We start from the raw sequence: 24,666 nt of genomic DNA, 5'->3' as shown, positions 1-24,666 counted from the left end.
CGCAAAAGCGGGCCTTTATGGATTGAGTTTCAGGATCAGCGATGGCCAGCAAAAGCCTGCCCAACCGCCGATTTGATTGCACTTGCCAGAGCCTCCGGGTCGAGGTTGCCCGACACGTTGATGGTGATGGACGGGGCTCGGGTCGGGCGCGGCGTAGGGATGTAGCGCCCAGACATAAGCGCCATGGCCAGGCCTTGAGCGATTTCTTCCGGGTCGTTCTCACCCGCCAGCAGCCGACGCCAGTAGCTCAGCATGCGGAAGTGATCCGCAAAGCCGGTGATGCCGTAGCCAACCATTTTTTCGACCATGTGGCGGTCGGTCCCATTAATCGGGGCCTGCGGGTCCTGTTCAGCCATATCAACCTCAATGCTTGTGGTTCGGCGTGTTGCCGGTGGTATCGATGATCTTCCCGAGGCCGAAGATGTCGCCCGATACTTGTAACGGCCCATCGATCTGCACGGCGCCCTGCAGGGTGATCATGGTTGCCTTGGCCGTGATGCTCTCGGCCTCGGCACTGATTGCGGTCGACTTGGCGGTGATCGCGTCGTCGGTCAGTACCGCCTTGCTGCTGCCGACCTCGATGTTGACCGTGCCGGTGGGCAGCTTGATGGTGTAGCTATTGGCCGCCCAGTCGTAGATCAGGGACCCGCCATCATCGAAGCGCCACACCTCGACGTGGTCGCGGTTGTCCGGGCGCTCGCCGGCGTTGCCGTACAGGCCGGGAATGAAAGTGCCCTGAGCTGGGTCACCGCTAGGGCTGATCAGCGCGCCCTGCTCCCCCAGACTTGGTGCACGCCAGTGTCGCGCCTTACCGGCAGCCAGCGAATGCCAACGCACCCAGGCGCTGCTCCAGCCGGTACCGTCCGACATGCGCAGCTTGCCAGCATCCAGGTCGACCGCCACGACATAACCCTTGATCACGACACCGGCCAGCATCCGGTCGTGCTCGGCGCTCACGTAACTCACCCCAGGGCCTCCGGCGATTGGTAGTGATGCTCGTTGCCTGGACCACTGTCAGGATCGAAGGCAACCACCAGCGGGCCGGGCTCTCGTGGCCACGGCCACTCTTCCTCTCCGAGATAGATGACCTGGGTCCACTCAACCACCCAGACCGCGTAACTATCCAGCTCGGGCCGGCTCCAGTCCCGCTCTGCCCTTACGAACTGGGCAAACTCAACGGCTAAGCCCCAGGACTGCATCCGTAGCAGGACCGCCAGCTGTGCCGCAGCGAAAGCGGCCACATGCAGGCAATTGGGCACCTCTACGCCAACAATCACACGCGCCTCGAAGCGAGCATCGACGGCAGTTTCACCTGTGCCAGGATCCTTGTCCGCACTCTCAAGGCCAGCCAACTCCAGCACTACTGCTGGCATCGGCACGACCTCGATCCCATCCGGCATGGTGCCGACATAGGCGAGCCCGGGGATGGCTGCACTGATGTGTTGTTCAATCGCCGCGTAGATCCCAGCGAGAGGTATCGGGTCATCAACCATTGCCTGTTCTCCGCAAATACTTCTGCAGTTCAAAGTTCAGCTCTTGTGTAAGGACCACCTTCAATCGTTCGTGAGCGCGGCTAGTCCAGGCTTCGAAGTGAGGTCGAACGTCATCGAGCGAGATCTTCGCCTTCGCCAGCGGGAAGCGACTGTCGTTCTCGGAAATCCAGCCGGACCGCCGTCCACCGCCACCGGAGACTTCGCTATCCGGGTAGTCGTCAGCATCGAAGTGCTTGCTGGCTGTGCGAATCCAGATATCCGGTTTGCCCCCGTATACCTGCCGATAGAACGCCCCCTGGTACCGGCGCCCAGCCACCGAGACACCTGTTCGGGTTTGCCGAGGACGACCAGCGCGACTGGCTTCGATGGGTCGGATACCGAACCACAGCTTTGCTTGCCCGTTGCTACCCATCGGGAAAGCCTTAATCCGCTGCCTCACTGCCGCGATGGAGATTCGCTCTTGCCGCCCCACCTCGCGCGCAACCTGCCCGCGAAGCCAGCGAAGCGTCTTGTTGATTGCCCGTCGCTGAGCTGCAACTATCGCCTTGGGCACTAGCTTGGCGAACTCCTCGAATCCCTTGACGTCTTCCGGGCGCATCTGCAGGATCAGCAGCCCTGCACTGGCTGACAACTTGTGATAGCTGCCTACAGTCATGGCGTTTTCCTCAGAACGAGCGTCACCAGGCCGTCGCCGCCTGGCTCTATGCGCGTGATGATGTAATTGCCACCACCGTCCTCAGTCGGCAGATCGACCATCACGCTCTGCCGCGTATCGACACCTGCGTTGTCGCCAACACGGATGACCAGGTGCGGCTCGCGCAGGCCGGTATTGATCTGGCCGAGCTTGGGCTGAAGCCACGGCGCCGAGAACATACCCAGCACTTCACGCCCCTCGATTAAAGCGGTATCGCCCAGAACATCGAACACCACCGCGTCCACGTCGTCGATCAGGTCGCGGAAGCCCATGATCAGGCGGTCAGGCGGATAACTGCACGGGGACGCGTGCAGATGTGCAACGGGTTGGACTGAGCCTCACCTGCAACACCCTTACCGAAGGGCATCTCCTCCAGCTTGCTGTAATACGGCAAGCCTTCGGTGTTGACGGTTTCCATGTAGTCTGCCGGCGCGTAGACAGACAGGAACAGTTCGGAAACACCCTCCGGCACCAGGCGCGCTTCATCGTCAGGGACGAACGGAACACCCGCTACCTTGCCCCGGTAACGCTCCCAGCTGATACCACCGAACTCGAACGTTTCACGCCCGTCGCCACGAAGCGATGCGGCCTGCTGGCTACCCTTGTAGGTATCGACAACCGAAGAGTGGGCGATAAGTTTCTTCCAGAACGTCTTGCCGCAGAAAGCGCGGGCACCGGTAGTGGTCACGTTGCCGAGCGCATCTTCTTGCATGTCCAGGGCATCCACGCACTGCACCTGAATGTTGGCATTCGGGTCATTCAGCCCCATCGACTGCTTCTGCTGCGACACCCCGAAGACCTTGTAGATGTCCAACAGCACTGACGAGCCGTCTGCATCGAGCACCTTGCCGTTGATTGCCCCCATCCGATGAAACTCGTGAGTGGCATCCAGTTGGCGTTTCGCCTTGGCCAGACGCTTGTTGACCACATCCTGTACGGCCTGTAGTTCCGTCAGCGTGCCGAACGCACGAATACCCTGGATCTCATCTGCCTTGATCGCAAAGCGCTGCGGCAGGTGAACAGTGTTGAACGGGATCAGCGTGCGCTTGCTCCCACCCACCACCAGACCAGAGTTACCGCGCTCACCCGCCGGCACCAGGGCAAGCGTGTCGCCGTCTTTCTCGATCTGCACGGTAAGGGTGGCGACACCCTCTTCCTGGAACAGGCCAAGAGCTGCGAGGCGTCCTGGCACGTATTCCTGATCGTTAATAGCAGCGGTGAGTGCTGCAACGCCGAACGCGTCGTCTTGGAAAATGGCAATTTCAGCCATGAGGTACTCCAAAAAGTAAGAACCCCGCTCAGGGCGGGGTTGGGATGAGAGAGAGTTGGGTCAGCGCAGGATGATGAAATGCGCTGCCAATGCCTGTTCCGCATCGGCGTCGATGCCGGTCAGCAGGGCCTCACTGACCTCGGCCAGCCGAACTACCGCGCGGCCACGCCGAACTGTTTCGGACTCGCCGAGTGAGGCATAGAGAATGCACACGGCTTTTTCGCTGCCGTCTTCTGCAGCGGGGTCGTAGGCAGTGAATTCGCTGCTGGCCGTTACCAGACCAAGCACTTGGCCAGCGACCAGACCAGGACCAGCAGCGACGTTGATGGCTTCGCGGGAAATCTTTCCTGCGCCCTCCGAAAGCAGGAACTCACCGGCGTGTACCGGCTCCTGGCGGATGTTACTCATGGTCGTGCTCCTTTATTGGCGGCTTGCCGGCGGGCAGCCCAGATGCTGGATGGATTGGGTAACTGCGCCTTGACCTTGTCCTGCTCATCGTCTGCCGGCGGCAAGGCGTTGTTGATCTCGAAGCCCTTACCGGAGCTGACAATCTTCTCGAACAGCCGCGCCCGCACCGCATCAGCGTCCAGGCCGGCAGCGACGTACTCTTTCGCGAGCTCGGGCAACCGCGCCGCGACACAAAGACCGTGCACGGCCTTGGCCTTCTTCAGCGCTGCCTGCACCGTGCTAGCGTCAATCAGCTTGGTCGAAGCTATAAGCGTTTCAGCCAGGTTGCCGATTCCAACCTTGGCGCACTCCTGAGTGATCATGAGCGCCAGCGTCGCTGCGTCAGCAACTTCAGGTTTTGTGGGCGCAGGCGGCTTTACAGGGTCTTCAGCCGGCGGCTTGCTGGCCAACTGATCAAGCAAGGCCTGCGGGGTTTTCTGATAGCGGGCCATGGCAGCGCCATTGCCCAGACAAGCACGGACTTGCACGCCGGAGCCGATCTCATCGACAAGCCCGAGCGCGAGCGCCTCCTCAGCGGTCAGCCAGCTTTCAGCGTTGACCAGGCGACGCAGCTCGACTTCGTCGATGTCAGGCGATTTTGCCTTGTAAGCCGCAATGATCACCTCGAAGGCTTGGTCGAGCACATCGGCTACCCGCCGCAGCTCTTCGGCGTCGCCTTCGATCCAGGTGTAGGGGTTGTGAATCATTAGGATCGCGTTGGACGCCATCACCACCCGGTGGGCGCCGCATACCGCTACGCTACCTGCACTGGCAGCCAGCGCATCGATACGGGCGGTGCAGCGCTCGCCCAGCCGGTGCAGCGCGTTGTGGATGGCCACGCCTTCGAACAGGTCGCCACCGTTGGTGTTGAAGGCCACCTGAACCGGTGAGACACCGTCATCGACTGCCTTCAGGTCGCGGAGGAACTGATTGGCGGTGATGCCCCAGCCACCGATCTCGCCATAGATGTAGATCTCGATCGGGGTTGGCTCAGCGTCGGCAGCGCCCTCGACTTTAGTGGCAGCGCTGATTCGGTACCAGTGCTGTTCGTTTTCGGGCTGCTGCGTGGGCGCCTTGTTGAAAATACGGAGGGGTTTCAAGGGGGTCATGTCTTCTCCTTTTCGTCGGGATCGTCATCGACCGCCGACAAAGTGCTGTACTTGATACCCAGGACCTTCGCCCTGGCGAGATCGGCGGCGTTCTCTTCGTCCACCACTTCGGCATCCGTACCGTTGCGCAAGCAGGTCTCGCTGCGAGTGGTGAATCCGGCAGCGATTTCCATCTGCCGGGACTGGACGTCTTGAACGGGGTGGATGTAGGCCCAGCCTTGTGGCACCCAGCGGGTTCGCTGGTATTCGCGGCGCCGCTGCGAGTAGTCCGGAAGGTCGAGCGCCCCGGCCAGCACAGCCATGTCTAACCAGGCTTTACGCACAGGACGGCACAACTGGTGGACGTAGACCTGGAACTGGAGCTGCTCCAACCGGCGCCGGAATTCGTTCAGCACCACGCGAATCGCCCGGTCATTCACGCCTTGCATGTCGCCGGTCATCAGCTCGTAGGGCAAGCCCGTACCGGCGGCAGCAGCCATCAACTGCTGCCGCATGAAGTCGCGGTAGTTGTTGCCGGCGTCCGGCGGATCGGAGAATTCGATCTCCTCGCCTGCCCCCAGCTCCTGCACCGTGCCGGGCTCCAGCCCCACCATTGGCGTGAACCCATCCCGGTCGAGGTCGACGGCCGCCCCGGTTATAGGATCAAGCTGTGGCCGACCATCCGGCGCTGGCTTTCGCACGAAACCTGCGAACAGGTTGGCCACTTCCTGCCGGAACAACACCGCATCATCGAAGTTGTCCAGGCTGCGCAAGCGCTTCAGGACGGGCGCGAGGCGCGGCACACCGCGCAGCTGCCCCGGCTCCAGTGGCTCGAAGATGTGGAGCATCTGCTCGGCGGGGACACGTACCAACTGGTTGTAGCCGACATTCAGCGAGGACTTGTCGCTGGGGTGGACGCGATAGCACCAGTACGCCACCCGCCGCCCCATGCCGTTGAACTCGATCCCTGCGCGGATGACATTGCCGAAGCGGGTCACCTCGAACTTGTCGTGCGGGACGAATTCTGGGGCCAGGCATTGCAGCTGCAGCGGCACGGCGTAGCCATCCTCCAACCGGCGCGGACGCAAGCGAACGAAGCATTCGCCCGACTGCTCGACCGTTCGGGCCACCAAGGCCTGCAGGCCGTAGAAATCCGTGAGCTGATCAGCATCAGCCTCATCTACCCAGTCCTCCCACAGGACCTGCATCGCCTTGCGCACCTCTTTGTCGGCGAGCTGTGGATGCGGCGTAATGCCAGTGCCGATCAGGTTGCTGACACGCTTATCGATGACGTTGGCAGCGTATGGATCATTGCGCACCGCACTGCGCGAGCGAGAACGCAGGTTGCGCAAGGCCGGCATGATCAGGCTGTTCACACCGGTATCCGGCGCATCCCACCCTGACGAGCGCCGCCCCTCGGCGGCGCCTTCGTAGCTGGCCTTGATCCGCTCGGGCACCAAGATTCCCGAGCGGCCGATGGACATGTAACGCCCGCTCATAGTCCCTTGCCCCCGTGGTAGAGGCGTGTAACGCGCGAGCGCGGCCCCGCTGCCTTGACCAGTTCGGACTGGATCAGATCGCGGGCCTTGATCAACTCGTCAACCGTTCGATACTCGACGGTGCGGTCCGAGTACCGAACGATCTTTTCACCACGCGCGATCGCACGCTCGACGGTGGCGAGGTCTGCTTTCGTGTATGCCATGTCAGCGTCTCTTTAGGTAGCCGCTGCTGGAGCTGCGGCGTTGCATGGGTTGCGGCGCCGCCCGAGGGGCCTGCTGGGGTGGCGGCGGATCGCTGCGCCTGACCGGCGCCGGCGGAGTTGCAGACCTCAACGGTGTATCGCCTTCGTCCTGATCGTCGGCGTCGGGCTCGGCAGCCTGGGGCCGGGCTGGCTGCGGTTCGCCTTGCTCGAAGAGGCTCGCCTGCGCGAGCGCCTGCCGCAGCTTGTCCCAGTCGTGCTCGACGTAGCGGTGAAGGCCGAGGAAATAGGCCATGGCCAGGTTGTACACCATGAGGTCAAGCGCCTCGTTTCGCTCTGCTTTGCTCTTGATCCATTCGAACCGCTCATGACCCTTCACGTACCGGACGACCTTGCGTTCGGCGACACATTGCTGGAAGAACTCGTCGGGTAGGTCCTTGGCGAAATGCAACGCGCCAGGCCCTTTTTCGAAGTTGTAGCGGTTGTAGATCCAGTCTTTGGCCGTGTCGGTACCAACAATCCACAGCTCGGCACCATTGCGTTCGGTCTGGCCTTTCCAGGTGACGTCAACCTGTGACGGACGCTGGGCGATCACAGCCTTACCCGGCTTGCTCGCACCCTTGAGCGCGAACACGTTGCGCCATCGACGCACACGGGTGAACTGGTAAACCTCATGCGTATGATGACCGCCGGAGTCAATGCCAGTGGCTAGGATCGCGAGACACACCCCACAAGGGTGCCGGTACCGATGCTTCAAGCGGTCATCCAGCAAAGCCCAAGTACGTTCGTCGGCCGGGTCGCCAGGGATCACCTGGTGATCGACCACCCAGCGCTCCATGCCGGCGCCCCAGGCCATAACCATCATCTCCAGGCGGTTGGCCTGGACGTCAACGGAGGCCGTCAGCGCCAGCGCTCCCACAGGCAGGGTGCCCAGCACATAGTCCTCTTGCAGCGCGCGGGCCTGCAGCACTTCGGCCTTGGTCTGCTCAATTGCGCTATCCCAGACCTCAGCCAACCGGGTGTTGTAAAAAACCTGCATGGGGTGCAGATTGCCGCGATTCTGAGCAAGCTTGGCCTCTTCATATTCCCGAGCCAGCGTCGCCCAAGATTGCCAACCTAAAGGGGCATACAACGCGCTTAGGTGGAAGCTCACCGTCTCGCCATCACCTTGCGCATGAGCGCGCCACTCACCTTTGGTCAGCATATCTGCCTTGTGGTGCTCCTCAATGAGCACATCGCACTCAGGTCCCGCGCACTGGTAGTGCGTGGTGCTGAAATCAGCTGAATACAACAGTCGCTCCCAGACCAACACCTGCATGTGCCCGCAATGCGGGCAAGGCACGTAGTAGTGCCGCTGATCCCCCATCATGTAGAGGTCATCAATTCGTGACATGCCCTTGATGAGCGGAGAGCTCGAAAAGTAGAACTTAGCGTTACGCCCAAACGTACTACCCCTAGCTTCGGCCAGCTTGATCGGGTCACCTTCCTGGTTGACGTCCACCTCCCATCGATCAACCTCATCGCCATACACATACCGAGCCGAAAGCTCAGACAGGTTGGCCGCCGAGCCTGCCGTAGTGGCAAACAGTGCGCCTCCATCGAATTCCTTGGTGTCCAACGTATTACGGGAATCCCTGGACCGGACCGCCGCCACCCGCGCTTTCAGCTCAGGGACTGAATCGATGGTCTTGCCGATCCGCGAAGACACTCGCTTCGCCAAGCTCCCGGTGGGCAGTAGCGTCAAGATGTTGGCCGGAGCCATGTGGATCAGCGCTCCGATCCAGTTCAGGGCGATCTGCGTCTTCATCAGCTGCGAGGCGATTTTGGTTACCACCCGCTTGCACGGGTGAGCAGGTGACAGACAGCGCATAGGTTCGCGGGCATACGGAGTACGCGCGGTGCGATATTTGCCAGGCTCTGCGGCACCAGTACCACGCGGGATTCGCATGTACTCATCTGCCCACTCGTCGACCCAAAGATCAGGGTCAGGCGTAAGCCCTCGGCAAAACGCTTCGCGGTACACCTCTGCACCGTCTGCGTATCCGGTGGGCATAAGCTCAGCTCTGGTTAGTGGATCTTTTCAGGCCTATGGCCTGTTCGAGGTCGGCGCTGTTCATGTTGGCGGCTTCGGTAAAGACCCGACGGAAAGTGTCAATGAGGTGCCTCTCGACTTCCCACAAGTCGCTCATCCCAACCAGCTCGCCAGCTAGCTGTGGGGCCAAGCCGAAAAACTGCTCACGAAGCAGCCTCCCCGCTGCGAACGCAGCGCCTTCGACTGCGCCCCGTTCAACCAGATTGCCTCGGACCTTGTAGAACTCGGTCTCCGCCAGACCCGCAAGGTAGAACTCGCGATGAGCCTTCGACCGCTGGAAGTTAGGGCCACCAGAAAGCGACAGTTCCGGTTGCTGCACCGCAGGTGTGTCGCCGCCAGGTTGGAGGTGACTACGCACATCCCGCTCGACTCGGTTTTCTTCATGCCGGGCCGCGACAGCGGCCTTGCTCGGATCGGCCGATTCGGCCAGCAGCGCCTCGGTGGCTTCGACGTCGACCTTGCCGTCCGAGCAAAGCACCAGGCGGTCCTGCTTGCCGAGTTTTGAAACGTAGGATTTCGACCATCCGTGGCGGGCAGCGAACTCCGATTTGGTGAGATAAGTCATGTCGGAAAGTCCAGTTCACCCAGTGAACTCAAGGGGGTTAACCAGTTCACCGCAGTTCACTAAGCTGGTGAACTGTCCGCTAGCGAAGAACCGCGGGTTTCCTGCCCCGTACCCCGGCCATCTCACCAGGGTCCCCCGCCCCGCTGGGGCTGTCGGCCGGGTCACTGCCCCGGCTCGCCGGCCTGGCGCGGCGTCTGCTCCAGCCCCAGACGCTTCGCGGCCCAGCGCATGTAGAGATTGATAGCGACATCGGCGCCGGCCATCGCAGCCAAGCAACCAACCGCTGCTGCCGCCCATACCGAAACGCCGAGGGCGTACAGCAGCATGTTGGTCGAAAGACCGCAGGTCACGCAGGCACCAGAGCGCAACGCCAACCGGCGAATCAGCCCCCAACCGCGAGCGCCCGCCATGTCCGCCCGCCACATCTCTCCCGAAACACCCCCGACCAGGGACAGCACGATCACCATCCAGATTGGCAGTTCGGCTAACGTTTGTTGCTCGCTGTTCATGTAAGCCTCATAGGCAAAGCACGGCGCCGGAAAAAGAAAACCCCGCCAGATGGCAGGGTTCTCAATGCGCCGACATATCGGAGCGGGTCGCACAGCACAGTGCTTGTGGGGGAAGCGCCTAAGCGCACTTTTCATATCGTGGCGCCTTTTTACATGCCATCGGAAAAACCGAAAAGAGGCCATTTTCGGTACTCCGTCTTGGCGCTACTTCGACGCATCCTCGGCGCACACTCGGCGCATTGTGAACCGACGAACGGTATGTCGTCTGTTTGGCCCAGATCGAGCCATCAGGATGGCCAACACCTGTAGGTGCAGTGACTTGATCCAGTTCCGGTAGGTCCTGTCGGCCCCCTCCGCCAGGCCGACCTCGCGCATTTGCTCGCGGATGGTTGCCCCATGCAGATACCTGTAAGTGGCCAGTTTCGCCAGGATTGCCCCGCGCTCGTCACGCCGGTCTAACTCCGCAACAGCTGCATCGATCTCCGCTGCCGAATGATCCAAACCCGCTCCACCGATAAGTACCCTCGCCCCGGCACCTCCGCCACGGGGAACTGCGCCCTTCCACTCCATGATGCTGCCCATCTGACTACCCAATCCGGCCTGATGCCCGAGGAGTGCCCGCTGCTCCCCCCAATGCTGCATCAGCCCCTCAACCATTTGTAGGCGCTCGGCTTCGTCATTCATGAGTCTGCTCTCCCAAGATCCCCAACCCAACACAAAAAACCGTAACCCAACACAAACCCAACACAGTTAAAAATCAATAAAATCAATGCCTTAGTAATATGTGTGTTGAGTGTGTTGGGTTTGTTGGGTTTTTTAGTCCTCGCATAGGGTTTTTTATTGAGCCGTTGCGCCGAGAGAAATATTTCACGCGCACGCGCGCGCGCGCGCAAACCCAACACACCCAACACAGAGGTACGGGAAGCCTTGAAATACGGGGGTTCAACGTGTGTTGGGTTGCACAAACCTACCCAACACAAACCCAACACACCCAACACAGGGGCTTTTGGCTTCATGCAGCCACCCCCTTCACGTGTTCCCAAGCATCTACGTTCCACCCTGCAAGTTTCGCCTTGCTGCGCCAGGTGATAACGGCTTGCCCCAGCTCGGCCGCATTGAATGATGGGGGCAGGGAAGCATCGGGATCAGAGGGGAAGAAGAACGCGGCGAATCGACGGTTGTTTCCGTCCGTCCACGGAATCGAGCGCGTCTTCTCCACCGTTGCGCTGAGCATCAGTGAGAACTTCGTCTGACTCATTGAGTGCTCTTTGTTACGCGAACACCACTCAACGAACAACGCGTACAAATCTGTCGCGAGGCAGCAACCCCAAAGACCTCTGCCAAGCTCTCCAGTTTGCCAGAGACTCAGGAAAGTTTGCCATGCCGTTCGGCTTAGCGCGACCAAGCGTTGTCTCGCCTCCGTCTTCGGAGGGCGAGTACGCTGATTGAAATCGCCGAGGTCGAGCGCGAGCAGCCAACCGTAAAGCGCCGCTATACCGCCGTTGGCCATCTCCCGGCCAATGGCCTTTTGGCGCTCAACCGGCAGCGTTTGCAGCGGCCACATTACCAGCATACGACGATCATCATCGCTGATCGGCCAAGGCATGATTTCGTTGCTCAGGAAGACCGCATTCATGTGGTTGGCTTCTTCCCAGCCATTGATGAACTTAGACTCCATGCGCACCGTCTTGCCAGTGATCATGTGCTTGATCTTACCCACTTGGTTGTAACGCTGGTCGCGGCTGACGACCTCCTCGAATACGGCCCACAGCTTGCGGCTCTGCCAGGCGTTGAAACTACCTTCCAACTGCGTCTGCCCAACAGTCGCAGAGTACTGGCCGTACAACTGGCCGAAAACATCTGCAAACAGCAGACTCTTGCCCGAGCCCTCCATGATGGAGTGCATCAGCACTGCTGTATCCATCTTGGCCCCCATGTTCTGCAGTGGATACGCCAACCACTTCGTCAACCAACCCAGAGCTTCCTCGTCATGGTTGCATAGGAACGAAATCAACCAGCGCAGGTTCTCGCACGCCGCGTCATCACGCACCGGTTCCAGGGGTAGCCCTTCGAAGGTGTTGATGTAAATGTTGGGATCCTTGGTCATGGTGGGATCGAACACGATATGGTCGACGTCAACCACGCGGCGGTCCTGACTGTTGAGCCACCACTTGTATTCCTCCCCCATCGCCATTTTCACAGCGCCTTCGGGGATACGACGTTTCTTCTCTCTGTCCCAAACGTCCTTGGTACCATCGATGTACACGTATCGCTCGATGGGGTCGAGTTTCAGAGCACCACCTTTCTTGGCTGACAACCGACGAGCCTGATCAAGCTCCTGGGCCTGCTCGGGCGCGATCAACTTCTTGTCGGTACGCTCCATCCACTCTTTTGCAAGCGGCTTGCCTATAAGAGCCTCGAAGCCGCCACGCTTCATGGGCTTCGCCTTGTCCATGTCCCAGATGTTTGTGGTCCCCTCGACCAGGGCGAAGCGGCGCATTGCTGTGGCAATGTCCATAGTCCTTTCCCCCTCCCCCCCGCTGACCGAGGAAGCGGCCGCGCCTGGATCGCTTGTCGCAGGCCTTGCGTGGCAGTGCTCATCCTCGCTTGTCAGCCCATCTTCAAGGTGACCAACTGCCTCATTAGCCGATGGGGCTTGGGGAAACTCTCCAATGGGCGGAGGGGCCGGCGGTCTCGACTTCGCATCCAGCCCTAACATTCGCGCCGCCGCTTTGGTGGCCTCTCGTTGGTTGCCGTCGTGCACAAGGATGCAGTACACATCGAAGGCATCATTCTTGTGACCGTTAGCCAGCGGATCAGAGCTGTGGTGCGAATACAGCTTGCCCTCTGAGATCGACACCCCAGGGTCACCACTGCTGCTGTGAGGGCAGAGCCACTTGCCACCAATGCGCTTGTAGCCGTGCCCCTCAATCAAGGTGGCGATATCGTAGGTTCGGTTGAACTCAGGAATGACTTCAGGCAATGAACTACCTGATGGCGCAATGGCTGGACGAGGGCGCGGGGTTGGTTGAGAGACCGCCGGAGCCGACTTAATAGCCCACGGGCAAACCGCGAGCGCCTGAGGCTTGAGCTGGTCCCAATTCAGCCAGATGTTCAACAGATCGGCGGGCAGATCAGGAAGGCCGTCGGCAGATGGTGGTATGCGCCATGTGTATGGCTGACCGGTGCCTGGGTGAATGGACGGCGGCAGAACGTCTTGCACAGCGCCACCACGTAGCTCGAAAACGGTGATTTTCTTAAAGGGCTCCGCGGCCATCTTAAGGGCCGCCTCGCGTGTCGCGTCACCAGCATCCTTTGCCGCCACCATTTGAGCAGTGAGCGCTTTCAAAATCGAGCCATCCGGGTCGGCCTGGTTTGGCCACGCCAAAGAGCGCCGACTCAGCTCAACCCCATCCGGTACCCGAAACATGACACGGAAACGCGCCGGGTTACCCACGGTTGTTGGATATGCAGCTGCGAGCGCTTCCAGATCCAGCCCAAAGGCATCGCGCAAAGCAATACGGGACAGCGCGACATCATCCACATCAAGCGAACAGACACGACTAGGGCCGAGCACAACACCAAGGTTGTGGTCGGGATGCTCCAACCAGAACGCCTCCGCAGCATCTGCATCGGTGATATAGCCGCCAGGGGTATTCCAAGCCTTACCTTTTGGCCCTTTTTCGCCCGGCTCAATGGGCACCAGGGCGAGTCCAAAGGTTTCGATGTAACGGCGCGCCCATCCGGCCGTAGTTGCTACAGGGCGCTCACTCATCGACGGCGCTCCCGCAGCTCCTGGCAGTCGACGCAGGTATCGCAGCCCTCGACAGTCTGCTGTCGAGCCAACGGAATCGGCTCGCCGCAATCGTCGCAGAACTGGGCACTCGGCTTGCCAGGCAGACGCGCAAGGCGCTGCAATGACAGCTGAAGAAAGTACTCGGCCTGATCATTTGCGAAGTCAACTGCATCAGCCATTGACCTGGTCCTCCATAGCCTGACGCGCACCCGACGTAATCGCCAACACCTGGCGGATAACATCCAGGCCACACGCCTCAAGCTTCTGCACTTCGTGCAGCTCCCACACGTTGTCAGCAGCACCTTCGTGCATACTGCTCACGAACTCAGCTGCTTCCTTCAGCAAAAGGCCAACCGCTTTCAACTGCTCGTTGGTTGCAGGGATCGGGCACGGTCGGTACCAAACTACGCCGGCCGCACGACCTAAAGCGTCGAGGACACGCCGGTCTGCGGTCCACTGCAGCACCTCTTCCAGCTCGTCAGGGGTGAGCCAGCGGCGCTCTTCGTCGTGCTTCAGCTTTTTCTGCAGAGCGTCTAAATCCATACCCATCTCAAACGCCAGGCGGGTGATCCCCCCCTTGTAATCGCGACCGGCGCGGTAGAGCGCCTGTTTGAGGGATAGTGCCGGCCCTACTTCCGGCAGAGTGTCGATACGACTCATAAACCGTTAAACCTCGATTAACGGTGTAGTCACAGAGGTAAGTACGCCCTATCCTGTGAATACGACCGATGTGCTGTGCTTTGCGTGCTGTGCGGGCATTTCACGCGGTTCTAGTCATCCGGCGAATCTTGTGGTGAGAGGCAACCGGATGGCGGGTACAACGGCGCTTTGCGCCGTGCTTGCTGAGCTAGGAATTCTTGTGGTGAGAGGCCCTAGCTCAGCAGTCCTTACTTAGGCTGCTTTTCAGCGACCTTTTTGCTCTTCAAGGAACAGCTCAATAGCCTTACCGACCTCATAGCGGACGGCTGCGCCTTTGGTTGCTCGATAGATCGTTGGCTGCGTAACGCCAACCCGATCTGCGATCGCACGCTGCGAAAACCCCAGATCAATCAGGTTTTGAAGCATCTCTTGAATGGTCATGGCACCCACCGATGCGTTATCGAATTGGGAGGATAATACCCAAACGAATTATTCAGAGCAATACAATTCCGATACGTAAACGAATCAGAGCAAAGGCCGTGATAGGAAAGCGAGTAGCACAGCGAATGCATGAACTGGCGTGGTCTGAAGGGGAATTGGGGAGACGCTCAGGGGTACCGCAGCCGACCATCCACCGGATTCTCACCGGCACTTCTGCAAGCCCACGTCAGACCAATGTCGAGAAGCTGGCAAAAGCCTTGGGCGTAACCAGCGAGTGGCTTTGGAAAGGCGGGGAAGCGCCAGAGCTCTTGATTGGTCCCAACTCCAACATCGAACCAGGACCACGTGTTCGAGGATTCGTACCGCTGATCTCATGGGTACAGGCGGGATCGTGGTGTGAAATGCAAGACGTACTCGAACTGCAGGATGTAGAAAACTGGCTGCCGTGTGCTGTATCCCATAGCAACGCAACGTTCGCGCTGAGAGTCAGAGGCGTATCAATGTTCAACCCACATGAACGTCGCTCGTTCATGGACGGCGACATAATCTTTGTCGATCCGAACAAGGATTACGAGAACGGCTCCCTCGTTATTGCAAAACTGGCAGACAGCAAGGAAGCGACGTTTAAACAGTTGGTGCTGGAGGGTCCACGCAGATTTCTCAAGCCACTGAACCCATCCTGGCCTGATCCCATCATCGAGTTGCCCGAAGACGCCTCAATCTGCGGTGTGGTTGTCTCCAAGCTGGAAATTTTCTAAACGCACCGATCATACGATCAATACGAATAGGTATTGACCGACTCAATTCGCTTGAGTATTGTCTGGACCGCTACCCTCTCACCACTGAGGTCCAGAAATGCCAACCGTACAGTACTCGAGCCGGTGCAAGGTCTACTTGCACCCCACCACCTGCACCCGCCCCGCCATCGTTGAAGCTTTTCAACGTTCTACCGGCCTGCAACTGATCGTCTCGCCGACCGGGCATGTCCGCGCCGTCCCTAACGGGGGTGCGGCATGAACGAATTCACCATCAATCTACGGCGTGTATTGCTGCTGGAGCGTACGCTGGAGAATGGCGGCAACACCACCTGCCCACTACACCGACCCGAGACTACCGTCGACGCTCACATTCAGGTGGAGAACGACAGCCGAGACCACCACCTACATGTGCGCTTCGGCCCGTATACGGGTTCGATAACCCTGCGCCGCGGTGACTCGACCAAGTACATGTCTCTGCGCGATTTCCTGCAGGACGTCGCCAACGGCCGAACCGAGGCTGGTCAACAGACCCAACGCGCCATTGCCTTGATGGAAGCGTTGGACTGTGTGAGCGGTGTGCTCCCGCAAGGCCTGCGTGCCTATATCACCCCCACCACCAACCGAGAGCACCCGTTCGGAACCGTTGTCACCAACGACCAGGGCGAGATCCGCGCAACAGCATACGGCAGTTGCAAGGACACGCTCGCCGAAGCGGTGCGCACCAAGCTCGGCCACCCCACAGAGGGGCACGGGGAGCATCCATGACCGACACGCTTCGCCAGCTGCGCAATGAGTGGACAACTCCCTGCCCGACGCTGACAGCTGTGCGGGAGCGCTACTTCCCGCACATCAAGACAGATCGCCGGTTCAAGGAGCTGATAAACGCCGGAAAGATTGGGTTGAACCCTACAAAGCTGCACCACTCAGCCAGAGCGCAGTACGTGATCTATCTACACGACCTCGCCGACTACCTCGACACCCAAGCGAAAAAGACGGCGTAACTGAGACGGCCCCGGTCAACAGGGGCAACGCATCCAGCACCAGGCTACACCACATCACCAGCCCGGTGCTGGGCACTACGGAGCACAGCACATGCAACCGCATCAACAAGTTCTGGCCCTGGGCATCTGCTTACTAGCCACTTTGGCCGTCCTGCCTTTCCTGTTCGCGAAAGCTCGGTATCGCGCCTTCAACAGAGGCTTGGAAATCGGAAAACAGCGCCTGCAAGCCGATCTGAAATTGCAGATACAAGGGCTTCAGGACGTCCTGGACGAAGCCCGAGTCCAGACCGAGGCGGACCAGCGTAAGCATCACCTGGCAATCGCACACCTCAAAGGCAGCATCCGCGAACTCGAAGCCCGGATCATGTCCTACACCGGGCTCGCGGTGACCAGGGCGGATTACGAGCTGCTCATCAGCGCCATAGAAACCCTGAACCTGACCGAGCGAACGCTTACTGCAATGAACGCAACTCAGCAGGCATCACGCGCCGGCTTGCAAGCCACCCAATTGGGAGGTCTAGCTAAACGAATTCACATCCAGCTGCGCGACACTCCGGCCGGCCGCGCAAACGCAGGGAGTGCAGCATGACCATACACAAGCACCTCTGGGAAACGGTTGACCCGTATGACGGGGGTTATCACATCTGCAAGAAATGCAAGCTTGGCTCTCAAGGTGAACGCCTAGCGACACCCTGCCCCGTTTCGAACGCTGAGCATCACGCCGTCGCGTGGCTCGGCCAGGCCGGACTGTATCGCACGCGTTTTGACGCCGTGCGCAATTGTGAGCAGTCGCTTACGCCAATCTCTGCCAACGAGCTGTTCGAGCTTGCGAGCAGGCAGGTGCTCAACCAACCCAGTCAGGGTCGCCAGCATGGCTAACCATGTCCGCATTTGGCAGCTGATCAGCCTTGTGCTTGTCACCGCGCTGATCGCCGTTTGGGTCGAATTCCAGCGCCTCAACGAAGCCCGACACCCTCAGCCAGAGACGCTATTCACGGTGAACAGCCGCCAGAACTTCGAGCACTTGGCCGTGAGCCCGAACGCTCGTCGAATCCATGAGAGGTACTCGCTGTGACGACCAGGCCCAATTACAAGCCGAACACCAGGGATGCAAAGGGGGTACAGAGCTTCGTTCGCCCCGCCATGTCCGTTATGTGTGATGTCTGCAGCGTTCCGCGCACACGCGGCAAACACAGCCGCTGCGCCAAGATCCGCCAAGCCGCGGGCTTCACCACCACCCAGGTTGGACGAGCAGATCATTTCCCGAACGAGAACCCCAACCTGCCGCCATCGAAGGCGCGGAGCCCGCACTATGGAACATGCAAGCGAGTTTCTTGATGAGGAAGAGGTGATGCGAATCACCGGCTACCAGATCCCAAGCAAACAAATCGCCTGGCTGGCCAAAAACGGCTGGCAGTACACGCTGACTCGGGCCCGGCGGCCCGTTGTTGGGCGGGTATACGCCCGCCTCAAAATGGCCGGCGTGAAGCCAACCGCAACGAATGCTGCAACAGAAACTTGGACATTAGACTTATCGCGCGTGGGGTAACAGATGCGCAACAGGAAGGCATCGAACAAGGACCTGCCGCCTCGGATGCTGCGGCGAGTTCGCAAGCTGAAAAGCGGCAAATTGTGGGTCGGGTACTACTACAACGGGCGGGATGCAGACGGAAATCGGCAGGAAATTCCGTTGGGGACAGATCTCGCGGAGGCCAAGCTTGAGTGGGCACGCTTGGAGCACAAGGCAGCACCGAAGGTGATGTCAACGATGGCCGAGCTGTTTGACCGGTACGAGCGTGACATCATCCCGGCAAAGGCGCCACGCACTCAGAAAGACAACAAATATGAACTGGAGCGCCTGCGCACGGCGTTTGCCGACGCTCCCATTGAGGCCATCACTCCTCCGGTCGTCGCGCAGTACCGGGACGCCCGCACCGCGAAGACTCGGGCAAACCGGGAAATCGCCCTGCTCTCGCATGTATTCACCGTGGCCATGGAGTGGGGGTTCGCAGATCGAAATCCGTGCCTGGCGGTTCGTCGCAATAAGGAGAAGGTACGCGACTTCTACGCCGCCGACGAAGTCTGGGACGCAGTATATGCGGAGGCCGACCAGGGCTTGAAGGACGCCATGGACTTGGCCTATCTAGCCGGCCAGCGCCCCGCCGACACATTGAAGTTCAGCACTGTCGACCTCGACGAGGACTACCTGTGGGTCGACCAGAACAAGACCGACAAGAAACTTCGCATCCGCCGGCACGTCAACGGCGAACTCACTGGTCTGGGCTTATTCATCGAGAAGCTCCTGGAGCGGCGCAAGCTGCAAGGTGTGCGCAACTCACGCCTCATCACCAATGATTCAGGCCTGCGCATGAGCTGGGAAATGCTGAGGAACCGCTTCAGCGAGGCGCGTGACAAGGCAGCACGCAAACTGATCGCCGATGACAACACAGACTTGGCCACCAAAGTTCGGCAGTTCCAGTTCCGCGATATCCGACCGAAGGCGGCATCGGAGATTGAGGACATCAGCCACGCCAGCCGGCTGCTCGGACATTCCAAAGAGGAGATTACCAGACGCGTTTATCGCCGCGTCGGCGAGGTGGTCAGCCCGACCAAATAGTGGGCAGATGCGGAAACGATGCCCGATGATGCGGAAATGATCGGCGTTTCTAGACCACAAAGAAAAACCCCGCAGACGTTAATCTGCGGGGCTTTCGAATGGTGGAGGCCGAGGTCGGAATCGAACCGGCGTAGACGGATTTGCAATCCGGAGCATAACCACTTTGCTACTCGGCCTCAAAGGTCGGATCTAGCTGCTTGCGCTTAGCTATCTCCTTGAAACGCTGAACCTTTTTCAAAGTTTGCTGCGTTTCGATGGGCGCCATTATGTCTTCATTCCTTTAACCTTGCAACCCCCTGAACGAAAAAAAATTTCAACGGGTTCAAGGTGTTAGCGCAGGCGGCTGAGTTTACTCCACAAGCCCACCACCGTGTTCTCCACTGTACCGCTGGCGGCCATGCCAATACGCTCCTGCAGGCTCTTGCGTTCGGCATAGTGCAGGTGGAACAGGTTGGCGTTGCGCGCGCGCTCGCTCAGGTATTCGTCACTGGTCTGCAGCTCGTCCACCAGCTTGCGATTCAAGGCGGCCACGCCCAGCCAGACTTCGCCGGTGGCCACTTCGTCGATGTGCAACTGCGGACGATAGCGGGAGACGAAATCCTTGAACAACTGGTGAGTGATGTCCAGGTCTTCCTGGAACTTCTCCCGGCCCTTCTCGGTGTTTTCGCCAAAGACGGTCAGGGTGCGCTTGTATTCGCCAGCAGTCAGCACTTCGAAGTCGATGTCGTGCTTTTTCAGCAGGCGGTTGACGTTGGGCAACTGCGCCACCACGCCAATAGACCCCAGTACGGCGAATGGGGCACTGACGATCTTCTCGCCGATGCAGGCCATCATGTACCCACCGCTGGCAGCCACCTTGTCGATGCACACGGTCAGCGGGATGCCGGCCTGGCGAATACGCGCCAGCTGCGATGCAGCCAAACCGTAGCTGTGCACCAGGCCACCGCCGCTTTCCAGACGCAGCACCACTTCGTCACGCGCGGTGGCGAGCGTCAGCAGTGCGGTGATCTCGTTGCGCAGGCTTTCGGTGGCCGAGGCTTTGATGTCGCCATCGAAGTCCAGTACGAATACCCGGCTCTTGTCCTCGGCCTTGCCCTTCTTCTGCTGTTTTTCCGCCTTGGCCTGCTGCTTGCGCAAGGCCTTGAGCTGGGCCTTGTCGAGCAGGCCGGACTCCAGGCGCTCACGCAGGTCCTTGTAAAAATCGTTCAGGCGGGTGACCTGTAATTGCCCGCCCGATTTGCGCCGACCTTTGCCACGCAGCCCGGCGATGGCCGACAGCACCACCAATATGGCGATGACCAGGGTGGCGGTTTTGGCGAGAAAGCTTGCGTATTCGGCAAGAAACTCCACGTTGACTCCTTAAATGCCTGCGCCACTGCGGCGCGTCACTGTTGCAAGCATACCGTTGCGTCTGTGGTGCTGCCAGCCGGTGTAAACGCTGGCAACACCTTTCAAACAACCTTTTCAAACGCTTGTATGTTTTTTCGTTGACAGCCCGTGAGCCGCATCCTAACCTCGCAGCAACCTCCAACAGGCCGGAACCTTTCGTGGGCAATCTCTACCTGATTCGACATGGCCAAGCCTCCTTCGGTGCCGATGACTACGACGTCCTCTCGCCCGTGGGCGTGCGCCAGAGCCAGGCCCTGGGTGAGCACCTGGCCCAGTTGGGCGTGCGGCTGGACCGCTGCGTGGCTGGCGACCTGCGCCGCCAGCAGGATACCGCACGGCTGGCGCTGCAGGCGCTGCACGCCAACGGCTGCCCGGTGCCGGCGGTTGAGACCGACGCCGCCTTCAATGAGTTCGATGCCGACGGAGTGATCCGCACCCTGTTGCCCGACCTGCTGCCGGAAGAGCCTGATGCCCTGCATGTGCTGCGCAATGCTGCGCAGCACCGCAGCGAGTTTCAGCGTCTGTTCGCCTTGATGGTGCAACGCTGGCACGATGGCGAGCATGCCGATGATGGCCTGGAAACCTGGCATTCGTTTACATCCCGCGTACAAGGGGGGCTGCAACGCGTGCTGGATACTGCCGGCAGCGGCGATCATGTTGCTATCTTCACCTCGGGTGGCACCATTGCCGCCCTGCTCCACCTGGTTACCGGTATTACCCCCAGCCAGGCGTTCGCGCTGAACTGGCAGATCATCAACACGTCGCTCAGCCAGCTGAAGTTTCGCGGCCGCGACGTGGCACTGGCCTCCTTCAACAGCCAGGCCCATGTGCAGCTGTTGAAGGCGCCGGAGCTTGTCACTTACCGATAAGCCCGGCTTGTTGTGTCCCTGCGGGGACGTGTAAATCACTCTATAAGGAATGCGCCATGACCTCCGTAGCTGATGCCGTTAAAAAGATGCAAGAGAAATTCAACCCATCCGCTGCCGCCGGCCTGGACCTGGTGTTCGGCTTCAACATCACCGACGAAGGCAAGCACTACGCGCTGATCGTCAAGGACGGCACCTGCGACCTGCAGGAAGGCGAGAACCCGGATGCCAACTGCACCCTGGTGATGGACGCCGAAACCCTGAAGGGTATCGTCAGCGGCGAAACCGACGGCATGCAGGCCTTCATGGGCGGCAAGCTGCGGGTTGAGGGCGACATGATGCTGTCGATGAAACTCAGCGAGCTGTTCCCGTCCTGAGGGCTGGGAATACCGGATGATCGAAAAACCGAAGCCTGACGGCTTCGGTTTTTTTTGCCCTGCATTCGGTGCAGTGATCCACCAGCAACACCCTTACCTATATGGCACATGGGACGATTGTTCCAACCTTGGCGGACCATTAGATTATCCAATAGTACTCGCTATCGAGAATAAGGAAGACGCATGACGCTCACCGACCAGTCCACCCAGGTACGCCCCGGCGAAGAACTCGACGCGGCCGTCATCGACCCTTACTTCAAAGCCAATATCCCCGGCCTGCACGGCCTGCCCAGCATCAGCCAGTTCCCGGGGGGCGCCTCCAACCTCACCTACCTGGTCAGCTACCCGGGCCGCGATTTTGTGCTGCGCCGTCCACCCTTCGGTCAAAAGGCCAAGTCGGCCCACGACATGGGCCGCGAGTTCCGCATCCTCAACCAGCTGAACAGCGGCTTCCCCTACTGCCCCAAGGCCTACGCACACTGCACCGACACTCGCCTGATCGGCGGTGAGTTCTATGTGATGGAACGGGTCAAGGGCATCATCCTGCGCTCGGACATCCCCGCCGAACTGAACCTGGACGCCAGCCGGACCGAAGCCCTGTGCAAAAGCTTCATCGACCGCCTGGTCGAGCTGCACCAGGTGGACTACACCGCCTGCGGCCTGGCCGACCTGGGCAAGCCGGAGGGCTACGTGCAGCGCCAGATCGAGGGCTGGACCAGCCGTTATGAAAAAGCCCTGACACCGGATGCACCACGCTGGGAAGCGGTAACCGCCTGGCTGCACGACAAAATGCCCGCCGACCACCCACGCCGAGGCATCGTGCACAACGACTACCGGTTCGACAACGTGATACTGGACGCGGACAACCCCATGCGCATCATCGGTGTGCTGGACTGGGAAATGGCCACCCTGGGCGACCCCCTCATGGACATGGGCAACTGCCTGGCCTACTGGATCGAAGCCGGCGACCCGGCGCCCGTGCAGTTGATGCGCCGCCAGCCGAGCAACGCGCCGGGCATGCTCAGCCGCCGCCAGTTCGTCGATTACTACGCCCAGCGCGCCGGCATCTGCCTGGACAACTTCGATTACTACTATTGCTATGGCCTGTTCCGCCTGGCAGGGATCGTTCAGCAGATCTACTACCGCTATTACCACGGGCAGACCCAGGACAAGCGTTTCGCCCAGTTCATTCACATGAACCGCTTGCTGGAACAAATGACCTTGCAGGTCATTTCCAAGTCCAGCCTCTGAGCACAGCCCACGACGACGGATAACAAGGAAAACAGCATGTCCAAGACCCACCTGTTCGACCTCGACGGCAAGATTGCCTTTGTTTCCGGCGCCAGCCGAGGCATCGGCGAGGCCATCGCCCACTTGCTCGCGCAGCAAGGGGCCCATGTGATCGTTTCCAGCCGCAAGCTTGACGGGTGCCAGCAGGTGGCCGACGCCATCATTGCCGCCGGCGGCAAGGCCACGGCCGTGGCCTGCCACATTGGTGAGCTGGAACAGATTCAGCAGGTGTTCGCCGGCATTCGCGAACAGTTCGGGCGACTGGACGTGCTGGTCAACAATGCAGCCACCAACCCGCAATTCTGCAATGTGCTGGACACCGACCCAGGTGCGTTCCAGAAGACCGTGGACGTGAACATCCGTGGTTACTTCTTCATGTCCGTGGAGGCTGGCAAGCTGATGCGCGAGAACGGCGGCGGCAGCATCATCAACGTGGCGTCGATCAACGGTGTTTCACCCGGGCTGTTCCAAGGCATCTATTCGGTGACCAAGGCGGCGGTCATCAACATGACCAAGGTGTTCGCCAAAGAGTGTGCACCCTTCGGTATTCGCTGCAACGCGCTACTGCCGGGGCTGACCGACACCAAGTTCGCTTCGGCACTGGTGAAGAACGACGCCATCCTCAACACCGCCTTGCAGCAGATCCCGCTCAAGCGCGTGGCCGACCCCAAGGAAATGGCCGGCGCGGTGCTGTACCTGGCCAGCGAAGCCTCCAGCTACACCACCGGCACCGCGCTCAATGTCGACGGTGGGTTCCTGTCCTGATCAGGCTTTGACGGCGACCAAGGTGTAACTCAGGGGCAGGCGTGCAGGTTGCTCGCGCAGGCGATATTCACCGTCTTCGCCCTTGACCATCTGCCCCGGCAGCGCCTCCCAGGGGATGCTCTGGTGCTCGACCAGCGCTGTCAGCTGCAGGCCGTGGGCCAGCAAGGCAGTGATCACCTCACCCAGGCCGTGGTTCCATTCGTGGGTTTCGGTGTGGGCCAGGCGTTGATCGGTTTCGACGTAGGTCTGGTCGTTGTGCCACACCGTCGGCGCTTCGTGCTCGAAATACGGATACTCGAGCTGCAGGCGGTCCTGATGATCTTCGTTGACGGCCATCAGCATCGGGTGCCCGTCGCGCAGGAATAGCCGCCCACCCGGTTTCAGCAGTGCGGCGACGGTGCGCGCCCACGGCTCGATGCGGGGCAGCCAGCACAGCGCGCCAATACCGGTATAGACCAGGTCGAAAGTACCCGCCGGCAGTACCTTGTCGGCGGCATAGACGTCAGACTCGACATACGGGATGGGCAGCGCGCAACGCTCGGCCAATGCCCGTGCCTCGGCCAGGGAAGCCTTGGAATAATCCAGGCCGCAAACCTTGGCGCCAAGGCGCGCCAGGGACAGGGTGTCGGTGCCGATGTGGCACTGCAAGTGGACCGTAACAAGCCCGTCGATGTCACCGAGCAATGGCAGGTCGAAGCGCACAATCTCGGACAAGTGCCCGTGTTGCTGGACCAGGCGTTCGACTTCGTAGTCCTTCGAAGCAGCGTGCAACGGGGCACGCTCATCCCAGCTGATGCGGTTGAGTTGCAGTGAATGGTCCATGGCGTCGTCCTTGCGTGGAAGCCCCTGATGCTAGCCGTCACCGCGCGC

The 24,666-nt window shown here is 60.1% G+C and carries 32 protein-coding genes and 1 tRNA gene; 12 read left to right on the top strand and 21 right to left on the bottom strand.

Features of this window, described 5'->3' with window-relative positions; genetic code table 11:
- Positions 1 to 35: 35 nt before the first annotated feature.
- From LVS58_RS16465 to LVS58_RS16380, 18 genes are all read right to left on the bottom strand, one after another.
- The gene (locus LVS58_RS16465; protein ID WP_233691955.1) at positions 36 to 356 is read right to left on the bottom strand and encodes a hypothetical protein; all 321 of its coding nucleotides are present in this window, start codon (positions 354 to 356) and stop codon (positions 36 to 38) included.
- Between the two features lie 7 nt (positions 357 to 363).
- Positions 364 to 966, bottom strand: coding sequence for a phage baseplate assembly protein V (locus tag LVS58_RS16460; RefSeq protein ID WP_233691954.1), 603 nt, complete (start codon positions 964 to 966; stop codon positions 364 to 366).
- The gene (locus tag LVS58_RS16455) at positions 963 to 1,493 is read right to left on the bottom strand and encodes a hypothetical protein (protein ID WP_232862873.1); all 531 of its coding nucleotides are present in this window, start codon (positions 1,491 to 1,493) and stop codon (positions 963 to 965) included. Before LVS58_RS16455 ends, LVS58_RS16460 begins: the two co-directional genes overlap by 4 nt.
- Positions 1,486 to 2,148, bottom strand: coding sequence for a hypothetical protein (locus LVS58_RS16450; RefSeq protein WP_233691953.1), 663 nt, complete (start codon positions 2,146 to 2,148; stop codon positions 1,486 to 1,488). Before LVS58_RS16450 ends, LVS58_RS16455 begins: the two co-directional genes overlap by 8 nt.
- On the bottom strand, positions 2,145 to 2,459 hold the full coding sequence (locus tag LVS58_RS16445) for a head-tail joining protein (protein ID WP_233691952.1): 315 nt from the start codon (positions 2,457 to 2,459) through the stop codon (positions 2,145 to 2,147). Before LVS58_RS16445 ends, LVS58_RS16450 begins: the two co-directional genes overlap by 4 nt.
- A 2-nt stretch (positions 2,460 to 2,461) precedes the next feature.
- Complete coding sequence (locus LVS58_RS16440) at positions 2,462 to 3,457, bottom strand: major capsid protein (RefSeq protein ID WP_233691951.1); 996 nt, start codon at positions 3,455 to 3,457, stop codon at positions 2,462 to 2,464.
- 60 nt (positions 3,458 to 3,517) lie between these two features.
- Positions 3,518 to 3,865, bottom strand: a complete 348-nt coding sequence (locus tag LVS58_RS16435) for a head decoration protein (RefSeq protein ID WP_088512452.1) — start codon at positions 3,863 to 3,865, stop codon at positions 3,518 to 3,520.
- Entirely contained in the window at positions 3,862 to 5,013 is a 1,152-nt protein-coding gene (locus LVS58_RS16430; RefSeq protein ID WP_233691950.1) for a head maturation protease, ClpP-related, read from the bottom strand. Before LVS58_RS16430 ends, LVS58_RS16435 begins: the two co-directional genes overlap by 4 nt.
- A complete protein-coding gene (locus LVS58_RS16425) occupies positions 5,010 to 6,491 on the bottom strand; it encodes a phage portal protein (protein ID WP_088512454.1) in 1,482 nt (493 codons plus the stop codon). Before LVS58_RS16425 ends, LVS58_RS16430 begins: the two co-directional genes overlap by 4 nt.
- Positions 6,488 to 6,694, bottom strand: coding sequence for a phage head-tail joining protein (locus LVS58_RS16420; RefSeq protein WP_056806607.1), 207 nt, complete (start codon positions 6,692 to 6,694; stop codon positions 6,488 to 6,490). The genes LVS58_RS16425 and LVS58_RS16420 overlap by 4 nt, the downstream gene beginning before the upstream one ends.
- A 1-nt stretch (position 6,695) precedes the next feature.
- Positions 6,696 to 8,744 (bottom strand): phage terminase large subunit family protein, encoded by a 2,049-nt coding sequence (locus tag LVS58_RS16415; RefSeq protein ID WP_233691949.1) that lies wholly within the window; start codon positions 8,742 to 8,744, stop codon positions 6,696 to 6,698.
- A 4-nt stretch (positions 8,745 to 8,748) separates the two neighbouring features.
- Positions 8,749 to 9,348, bottom strand: a complete 600-nt coding sequence (locus LVS58_RS16410; RefSeq protein ID WP_233691948.1) for a terminase small subunit — start codon at positions 9,346 to 9,348, stop codon at positions 8,749 to 8,751.
- Between the two features lie 161 nt (positions 9,349 to 9,509).
- Positions 9,510 to 9,857 carry a phage holin family protein gene (locus LVS58_RS16405; protein WP_233691947.1) on the bottom strand — a complete coding sequence of 116 codons (348 nt, stop codon included), beginning with the start codon at positions 9,855 to 9,857 and terminating at the stop codon, positions 9,510 to 9,512.
- A 204-nt stretch (positions 9,858 to 10,061) separates the two neighbouring features.
- Positions 10,062 to 10,541 (bottom strand): hypothetical protein, encoded by a 480-nt coding sequence (locus tag LVS58_RS16400; RefSeq protein ID WP_233691946.1) that lies wholly within the window; start codon positions 10,539 to 10,541, stop codon positions 10,062 to 10,064.
- A 328-nt stretch (positions 10,542 to 10,869) separates the two neighbouring features.
- Positions 10,870 to 13,632 (bottom strand): bifunctional DNA primase/polymerase, encoded by a 2,763-nt coding sequence (locus tag LVS58_RS16395; RefSeq protein WP_233691945.1) that lies wholly within the window; start codon positions 13,630 to 13,632, stop codon positions 10,870 to 10,872.
- A complete protein-coding gene (locus tag LVS58_RS16390; protein WP_233691944.1) occupies positions 13,629 to 13,832 on the bottom strand; it encodes a TraR/DksA C4-type zinc finger protein in 204 nt (67 codons plus the stop codon). The genes LVS58_RS16395 and LVS58_RS16390 overlap by 4 nt, the downstream gene beginning before the upstream one ends.
- Positions 13,825 to 14,313: a phage regulatory CII family protein gene (locus LVS58_RS16385; RefSeq protein ID WP_233691943.1), complete on the bottom strand. Its 489-nt coding sequence runs from the start codon at positions 14,311 to 14,313 to the stop codon at positions 13,825 to 13,827. The genes LVS58_RS16390 and LVS58_RS16385 overlap by 8 nt, the downstream gene beginning before the upstream one ends.
- 243 nt (positions 14,314 to 14,556) lie before the next feature.
- Positions 14,557 to 14,733: a helix-turn-helix domain-containing protein gene (locus LVS58_RS16380; RefSeq protein ID WP_233691942.1), complete on the bottom strand. Its 177-nt coding sequence runs from the start codon at positions 14,731 to 14,733 to the stop codon at positions 14,557 to 14,559.
- A 98-nt stretch (positions 14,734 to 14,831) separates the two neighbouring features.
- On the opposite strand from LVS58_RS16380, the gene LVS58_RS16375 reads away from it, so the two are divergent.
- From LVS58_RS16375 to LVS58_RS16340, 8 genes are all read left to right on the top strand, one after another.
- A complete protein-coding gene (locus LVS58_RS16375) occupies positions 14,832 to 15,491 on the top strand; it encodes a LexA family protein (RefSeq protein WP_325175987.1) in 660 nt (219 codons plus the stop codon).
- 255 nt (positions 15,492 to 15,746) lie between these two features.
- Positions 15,747 to 16,256 (top strand): hypothetical protein, encoded by a 510-nt coding sequence (locus LVS58_RS16370; protein WP_233691940.1) that lies wholly within the window; start codon positions 15,747 to 15,749, stop codon positions 16,254 to 16,256.
- Positions 16,253 to 16,492 carry a pyocin activator PrtN family protein gene (locus LVS58_RS16365; protein ID WP_233691939.1) on the top strand — a complete coding sequence of 80 codons (240 nt, stop codon included), beginning with the start codon at positions 16,253 to 16,255 and terminating at the stop codon, positions 16,490 to 16,492. Before LVS58_RS16370 ends, LVS58_RS16365 begins: the two co-directional genes overlap by 4 nt.
- Positions 16,493 to 16,583: 91 nt before the next feature.
- Entirely contained in the window at positions 16,584 to 17,081 is a 498-nt protein-coding gene (locus LVS58_RS16360; protein WP_233691938.1) for a hypothetical protein, read from the top strand.
- On the top strand, positions 17,078 to 17,371 hold the full coding sequence (locus LVS58_RS16355) for a hypothetical protein (RefSeq protein ID WP_233691937.1): 294 nt from the start codon (positions 17,078 to 17,080) through the stop codon (positions 17,369 to 17,371). Before LVS58_RS16360 ends, LVS58_RS16355 begins: the two co-directional genes overlap by 4 nt.
- A complete protein-coding gene (locus LVS58_RS16350; protein WP_233691936.1) occupies positions 17,364 to 17,567 on the top strand; it encodes a hypothetical protein in 204 nt (67 codons plus the stop codon). The genes LVS58_RS16355 and LVS58_RS16350 overlap by 8 nt, the downstream gene beginning before the upstream one ends.
- A gap of 237 nt (positions 17,568 to 17,804) precedes the next feature.
- The gene (locus LVS58_RS16345; protein WP_099454697.1) at positions 17,805 to 18,041 is read left to right on the top strand and encodes a DUF4224 domain-containing protein; all 237 of its coding nucleotides are present in this window, start codon (positions 17,805 to 17,807) and stop codon (positions 18,039 to 18,041) included.
- Between the two features lie 3 nt (positions 18,042 to 18,044).
- Entirely contained in the window at positions 18,045 to 19,109 is a 1,065-nt protein-coding gene (locus LVS58_RS16340; RefSeq protein ID WP_233691935.1) for a tyrosine-type recombinase/integrase, read from the top strand.
- 102 nt (positions 19,110 to 19,211) lie between these two features.
- Here LVS58_RS16340 and LVS58_RS16335 read toward each other — a convergent pair.
- Positions 19,212 to 19,285: transfer RNA gene (locus LVS58_RS16335), tRNA-Cys, on the bottom strand.
- A 154-nt stretch (positions 19,286 to 19,439) separates the two neighbouring features.
- Complete coding sequence (sohB, locus tag LVS58_RS16330; RefSeq protein WP_003251061.1) at positions 19,440 to 20,459, bottom strand: protease SohB; 1,020 nt, start codon at positions 20,457 to 20,459, stop codon at positions 19,440 to 19,442.
- Positions 20,460 to 20,656: 197 nt separating this feature from the next.
- Here sohB and LVS58_RS16325 point away from each other — a divergent pair, with 197 nt between their 5' ends.
- The 4 genes from LVS58_RS16325 to LVS58_RS16310 all read left to right on the top strand — a co-directional run bounded on the left by LVS58_RS16325 (position 20,657) and on the right by LVS58_RS16310 (position 23,796).
- Entirely contained in the window at positions 20,657 to 21,367 is a 711-nt protein-coding gene (locus LVS58_RS16325; RefSeq protein WP_233691934.1) for a histidine phosphatase family protein, read from the top strand.
- 56 nt (positions 21,368 to 21,423) lie between these two features.
- Positions 21,424 to 21,741 carry an SCP2 sterol-binding domain-containing protein gene (locus LVS58_RS16320; protein ID WP_233691933.1) on the top strand — a complete coding sequence of 106 codons (318 nt, stop codon included), beginning with the start codon at positions 21,424 to 21,426 and terminating at the stop codon, positions 21,739 to 21,741.
- A gap of 183 nt (positions 21,742 to 21,924) precedes the next feature.
- Positions 21,925 to 22,992, top strand: a complete 1,068-nt coding sequence (locus LVS58_RS16315) for a phosphotransferase family protein (RefSeq protein WP_233691932.1) — start codon at positions 21,925 to 21,927, stop codon at positions 22,990 to 22,992.
- Positions 22,993 to 23,028: 36 nt separating this feature from the next.
- A complete protein-coding gene (locus tag LVS58_RS16310; RefSeq protein ID WP_233691931.1) occupies positions 23,029 to 23,796 on the top strand; it encodes an SDR family oxidoreductase in 768 nt (255 codons plus the stop codon).
- Here LVS58_RS16310 and LVS58_RS16305 read toward each other — a convergent pair whose 3' ends face one another.
- A complete protein-coding gene (locus LVS58_RS16305; RefSeq protein ID WP_233691930.1) occupies positions 23,797 to 24,618 on the bottom strand; it encodes a class I SAM-dependent methyltransferase in 822 nt (273 codons plus the stop codon).
- Positions 24,619 to 24,666 lie beyond the last annotated feature (48 nt).

It is taken from the genome of Pseudomonas sp. JR33AA (assembly GCF_021378985.1).
Classification (GTDB): Bacteria; Pseudomonadota; Gammaproteobacteria; order Pseudomonadales; family Pseudomonadaceae; genus Aquipseudomonas; species Aquipseudomonas alloputida.
This window is presented reverse-complemented; position numbering and strand designations above follow the sequence as displayed.

What these genes read in the sequence shown, in the direction of transcription:
- LVS58_RS16465 (WP_233691955.1), bottom strand. Translation starts at nt 356, where the DNA reads ATGGCTGAACAGGACCCGCAGGCCCCGATTAATGGGACCGACCGCCAC.
- LVS58_RS16455 (WP_232862873.1), bottom strand. Translation starts at nt 1,493, where the DNA reads ATGGTTGATGACCCGATACCTCTCGCTGGGATCTACGCGGCGATTGAA.
- LVS58_RS16450 (WP_233691953.1), bottom strand. Translation starts at nt 2,148, where the DNA reads ATGACTGTAGGCAGCTATCACAAGTTGTCAGCCAGTGCAGGGCTGCTG.
- LVS58_RS16445 (WP_233691952.1), bottom strand. Translation starts at nt 2,459, where the DNA reads ATGGGCTTCCGCGACCTGATCGACGACGTGGACGCGGTGGTGTTCGAT.
- LVS58_RS16440 (WP_233691951.1), bottom strand. Translation starts at nt 3,457, where the DNA reads ATGGCTGAAATTGCCATTTTCCAAGACGACGCGTTCGGCGTTGCAGCA.
- LVS58_RS16435 (WP_088512452.1), bottom strand. Translation starts at nt 3,865, where the DNA reads ATGAGTAACATCCGCCAGGAGCCGGTACACGCCGGTGAGTTCCTGCTT.
- LVS58_RS16430 (WP_233691950.1), bottom strand. Translation starts at nt 5,013, where the DNA reads ATGACCCCCTTGAAACCCCTCCGTATTTTCAACAAGGCGCCCACGCAG.
- LVS58_RS16425 (WP_088512454.1), bottom strand. Translation starts at nt 6,491, where the DNA reads ATGAGCGGGCGTTACATGTCCATCGGCCGCTCGGGAATCTTGGTGCCC.
- LVS58_RS16420 (WP_056806607.1), bottom strand. Translation starts at nt 6,694, where the DNA reads ATGGCATACACGAAAGCAGACCTCGCCACCGTCGAGCGTGCGATCGCG.
- LVS58_RS16415 (WP_233691949.1), bottom strand. Translation starts at nt 8,744, where the DNA reads ATGCCCACCGGATACGCAGACGGTGCAGAGGTGTACCGCGAAGCGTTT.
- LVS58_RS16410 (WP_233691948.1), bottom strand. Translation starts at nt 9,348, where the DNA reads ATGACTTATCTCACCAAATCGGAGTTCGCTGCCCGCCACGGATGGTCG.
- LVS58_RS16405 (WP_233691947.1), bottom strand. Translation starts at nt 9,857, where the DNA reads ATGAACAGCGAGCAACAAACGTTAGCCGAACTGCCAATCTGGATGGTG.
- LVS58_RS16400 (WP_233691946.1), bottom strand. Translation starts at nt 10,541, where the DNA reads ATGAATGACGAAGCCGAGCGCCTACAAATGGTTGAGGGGCTGATGCAG.
- LVS58_RS16395 (WP_233691945.1), bottom strand. Translation starts at nt 13,632, where the DNA reads ATGAGTGAGCGCCCTGTAGCAACTACGGCCGGATGGGCGCGCCGTTAC.
- LVS58_RS16390 (WP_233691944.1), bottom strand. Translation starts at nt 13,832, where the DNA reads ATGGCTGATGCAGTTGACTTCGCAAATGATCAGGCCGAGTACTTTCTT.
- LVS58_RS16385 (WP_233691943.1), bottom strand. Translation starts at nt 14,313, where the DNA reads ATGAGTCGTATCGACACTCTGCCGGAAGTAGGGCCGGCACTATCCCTC.
- LVS58_RS16380 (WP_233691942.1), bottom strand. Translation starts at nt 14,733, where the DNA reads ATGACCATTCAAGAGATGCTTCAAAACCTGATTGATCTGGGGTTTTCG.
- LVS58_RS16370 (WP_233691940.1), top strand. Translation starts at nt 15,747, where the DNA reads ATGAACGAATTCACCATCAATCTACGGCGTGTATTGCTGCTGGAGCGT.
- LVS58_RS16365 (WP_233691939.1), top strand. Translation starts at nt 16,253, where the DNA reads ATGACCGACACGCTTCGCCAGCTGCGCAATGAGTGGACAACTCCCTGC.
- LVS58_RS16360 (WP_233691938.1), top strand. Translation starts at nt 16,584, where the DNA reads ATGCAACCGCATCAACAAGTTCTGGCCCTGGGCATCTGCTTACTAGCC.
- LVS58_RS16355 (WP_233691937.1), top strand. Translation starts at nt 17,078, where the DNA reads ATGACCATACACAAGCACCTCTGGGAAACGGTTGACCCGTATGACGGG.
- LVS58_RS16350 (WP_233691936.1), top strand. Translation starts at nt 17,364, where the DNA reads ATGGCTAACCATGTCCGCATTTGGCAGCTGATCAGCCTTGTGCTTGTC.
- LVS58_RS16345 (WP_099454697.1), top strand. Translation starts at nt 17,805, where the DNA reads ATGGAACATGCAAGCGAGTTTCTTGATGAGGAAGAGGTGATGCGAATC.
- LVS58_RS16340 (WP_233691935.1), top strand. Translation starts at nt 18,045, where the DNA reads ATGCGCAACAGGAAGGCATCGAACAAGGACCTGCCGCCTCGGATGCTG.
- LVS58_RS16320 (WP_233691933.1), top strand. Translation starts at nt 21,424, where the DNA reads ATGACCTCCGTAGCTGATGCCGTTAAAAAGATGCAAGAGAAATTCAAC.
- LVS58_RS16315 (WP_233691932.1), top strand. Translation starts at nt 21,925, where the DNA reads ATGACGCTCACCGACCAGTCCACCCAGGTACGCCCCGGCGAAGAACTC.
- LVS58_RS16310 (WP_233691931.1), top strand. Translation starts at nt 23,029, where the DNA reads ATGTCCAAGACCCACCTGTTCGACCTCGACGGCAAGATTGCCTTTGTT.
- LVS58_RS16305 (WP_233691930.1), bottom strand. Translation starts at nt 24,618, where the DNA reads ATGGACCATTCACTGCAACTCAACCGCATCAGCTGGGATGAGCGTGCC.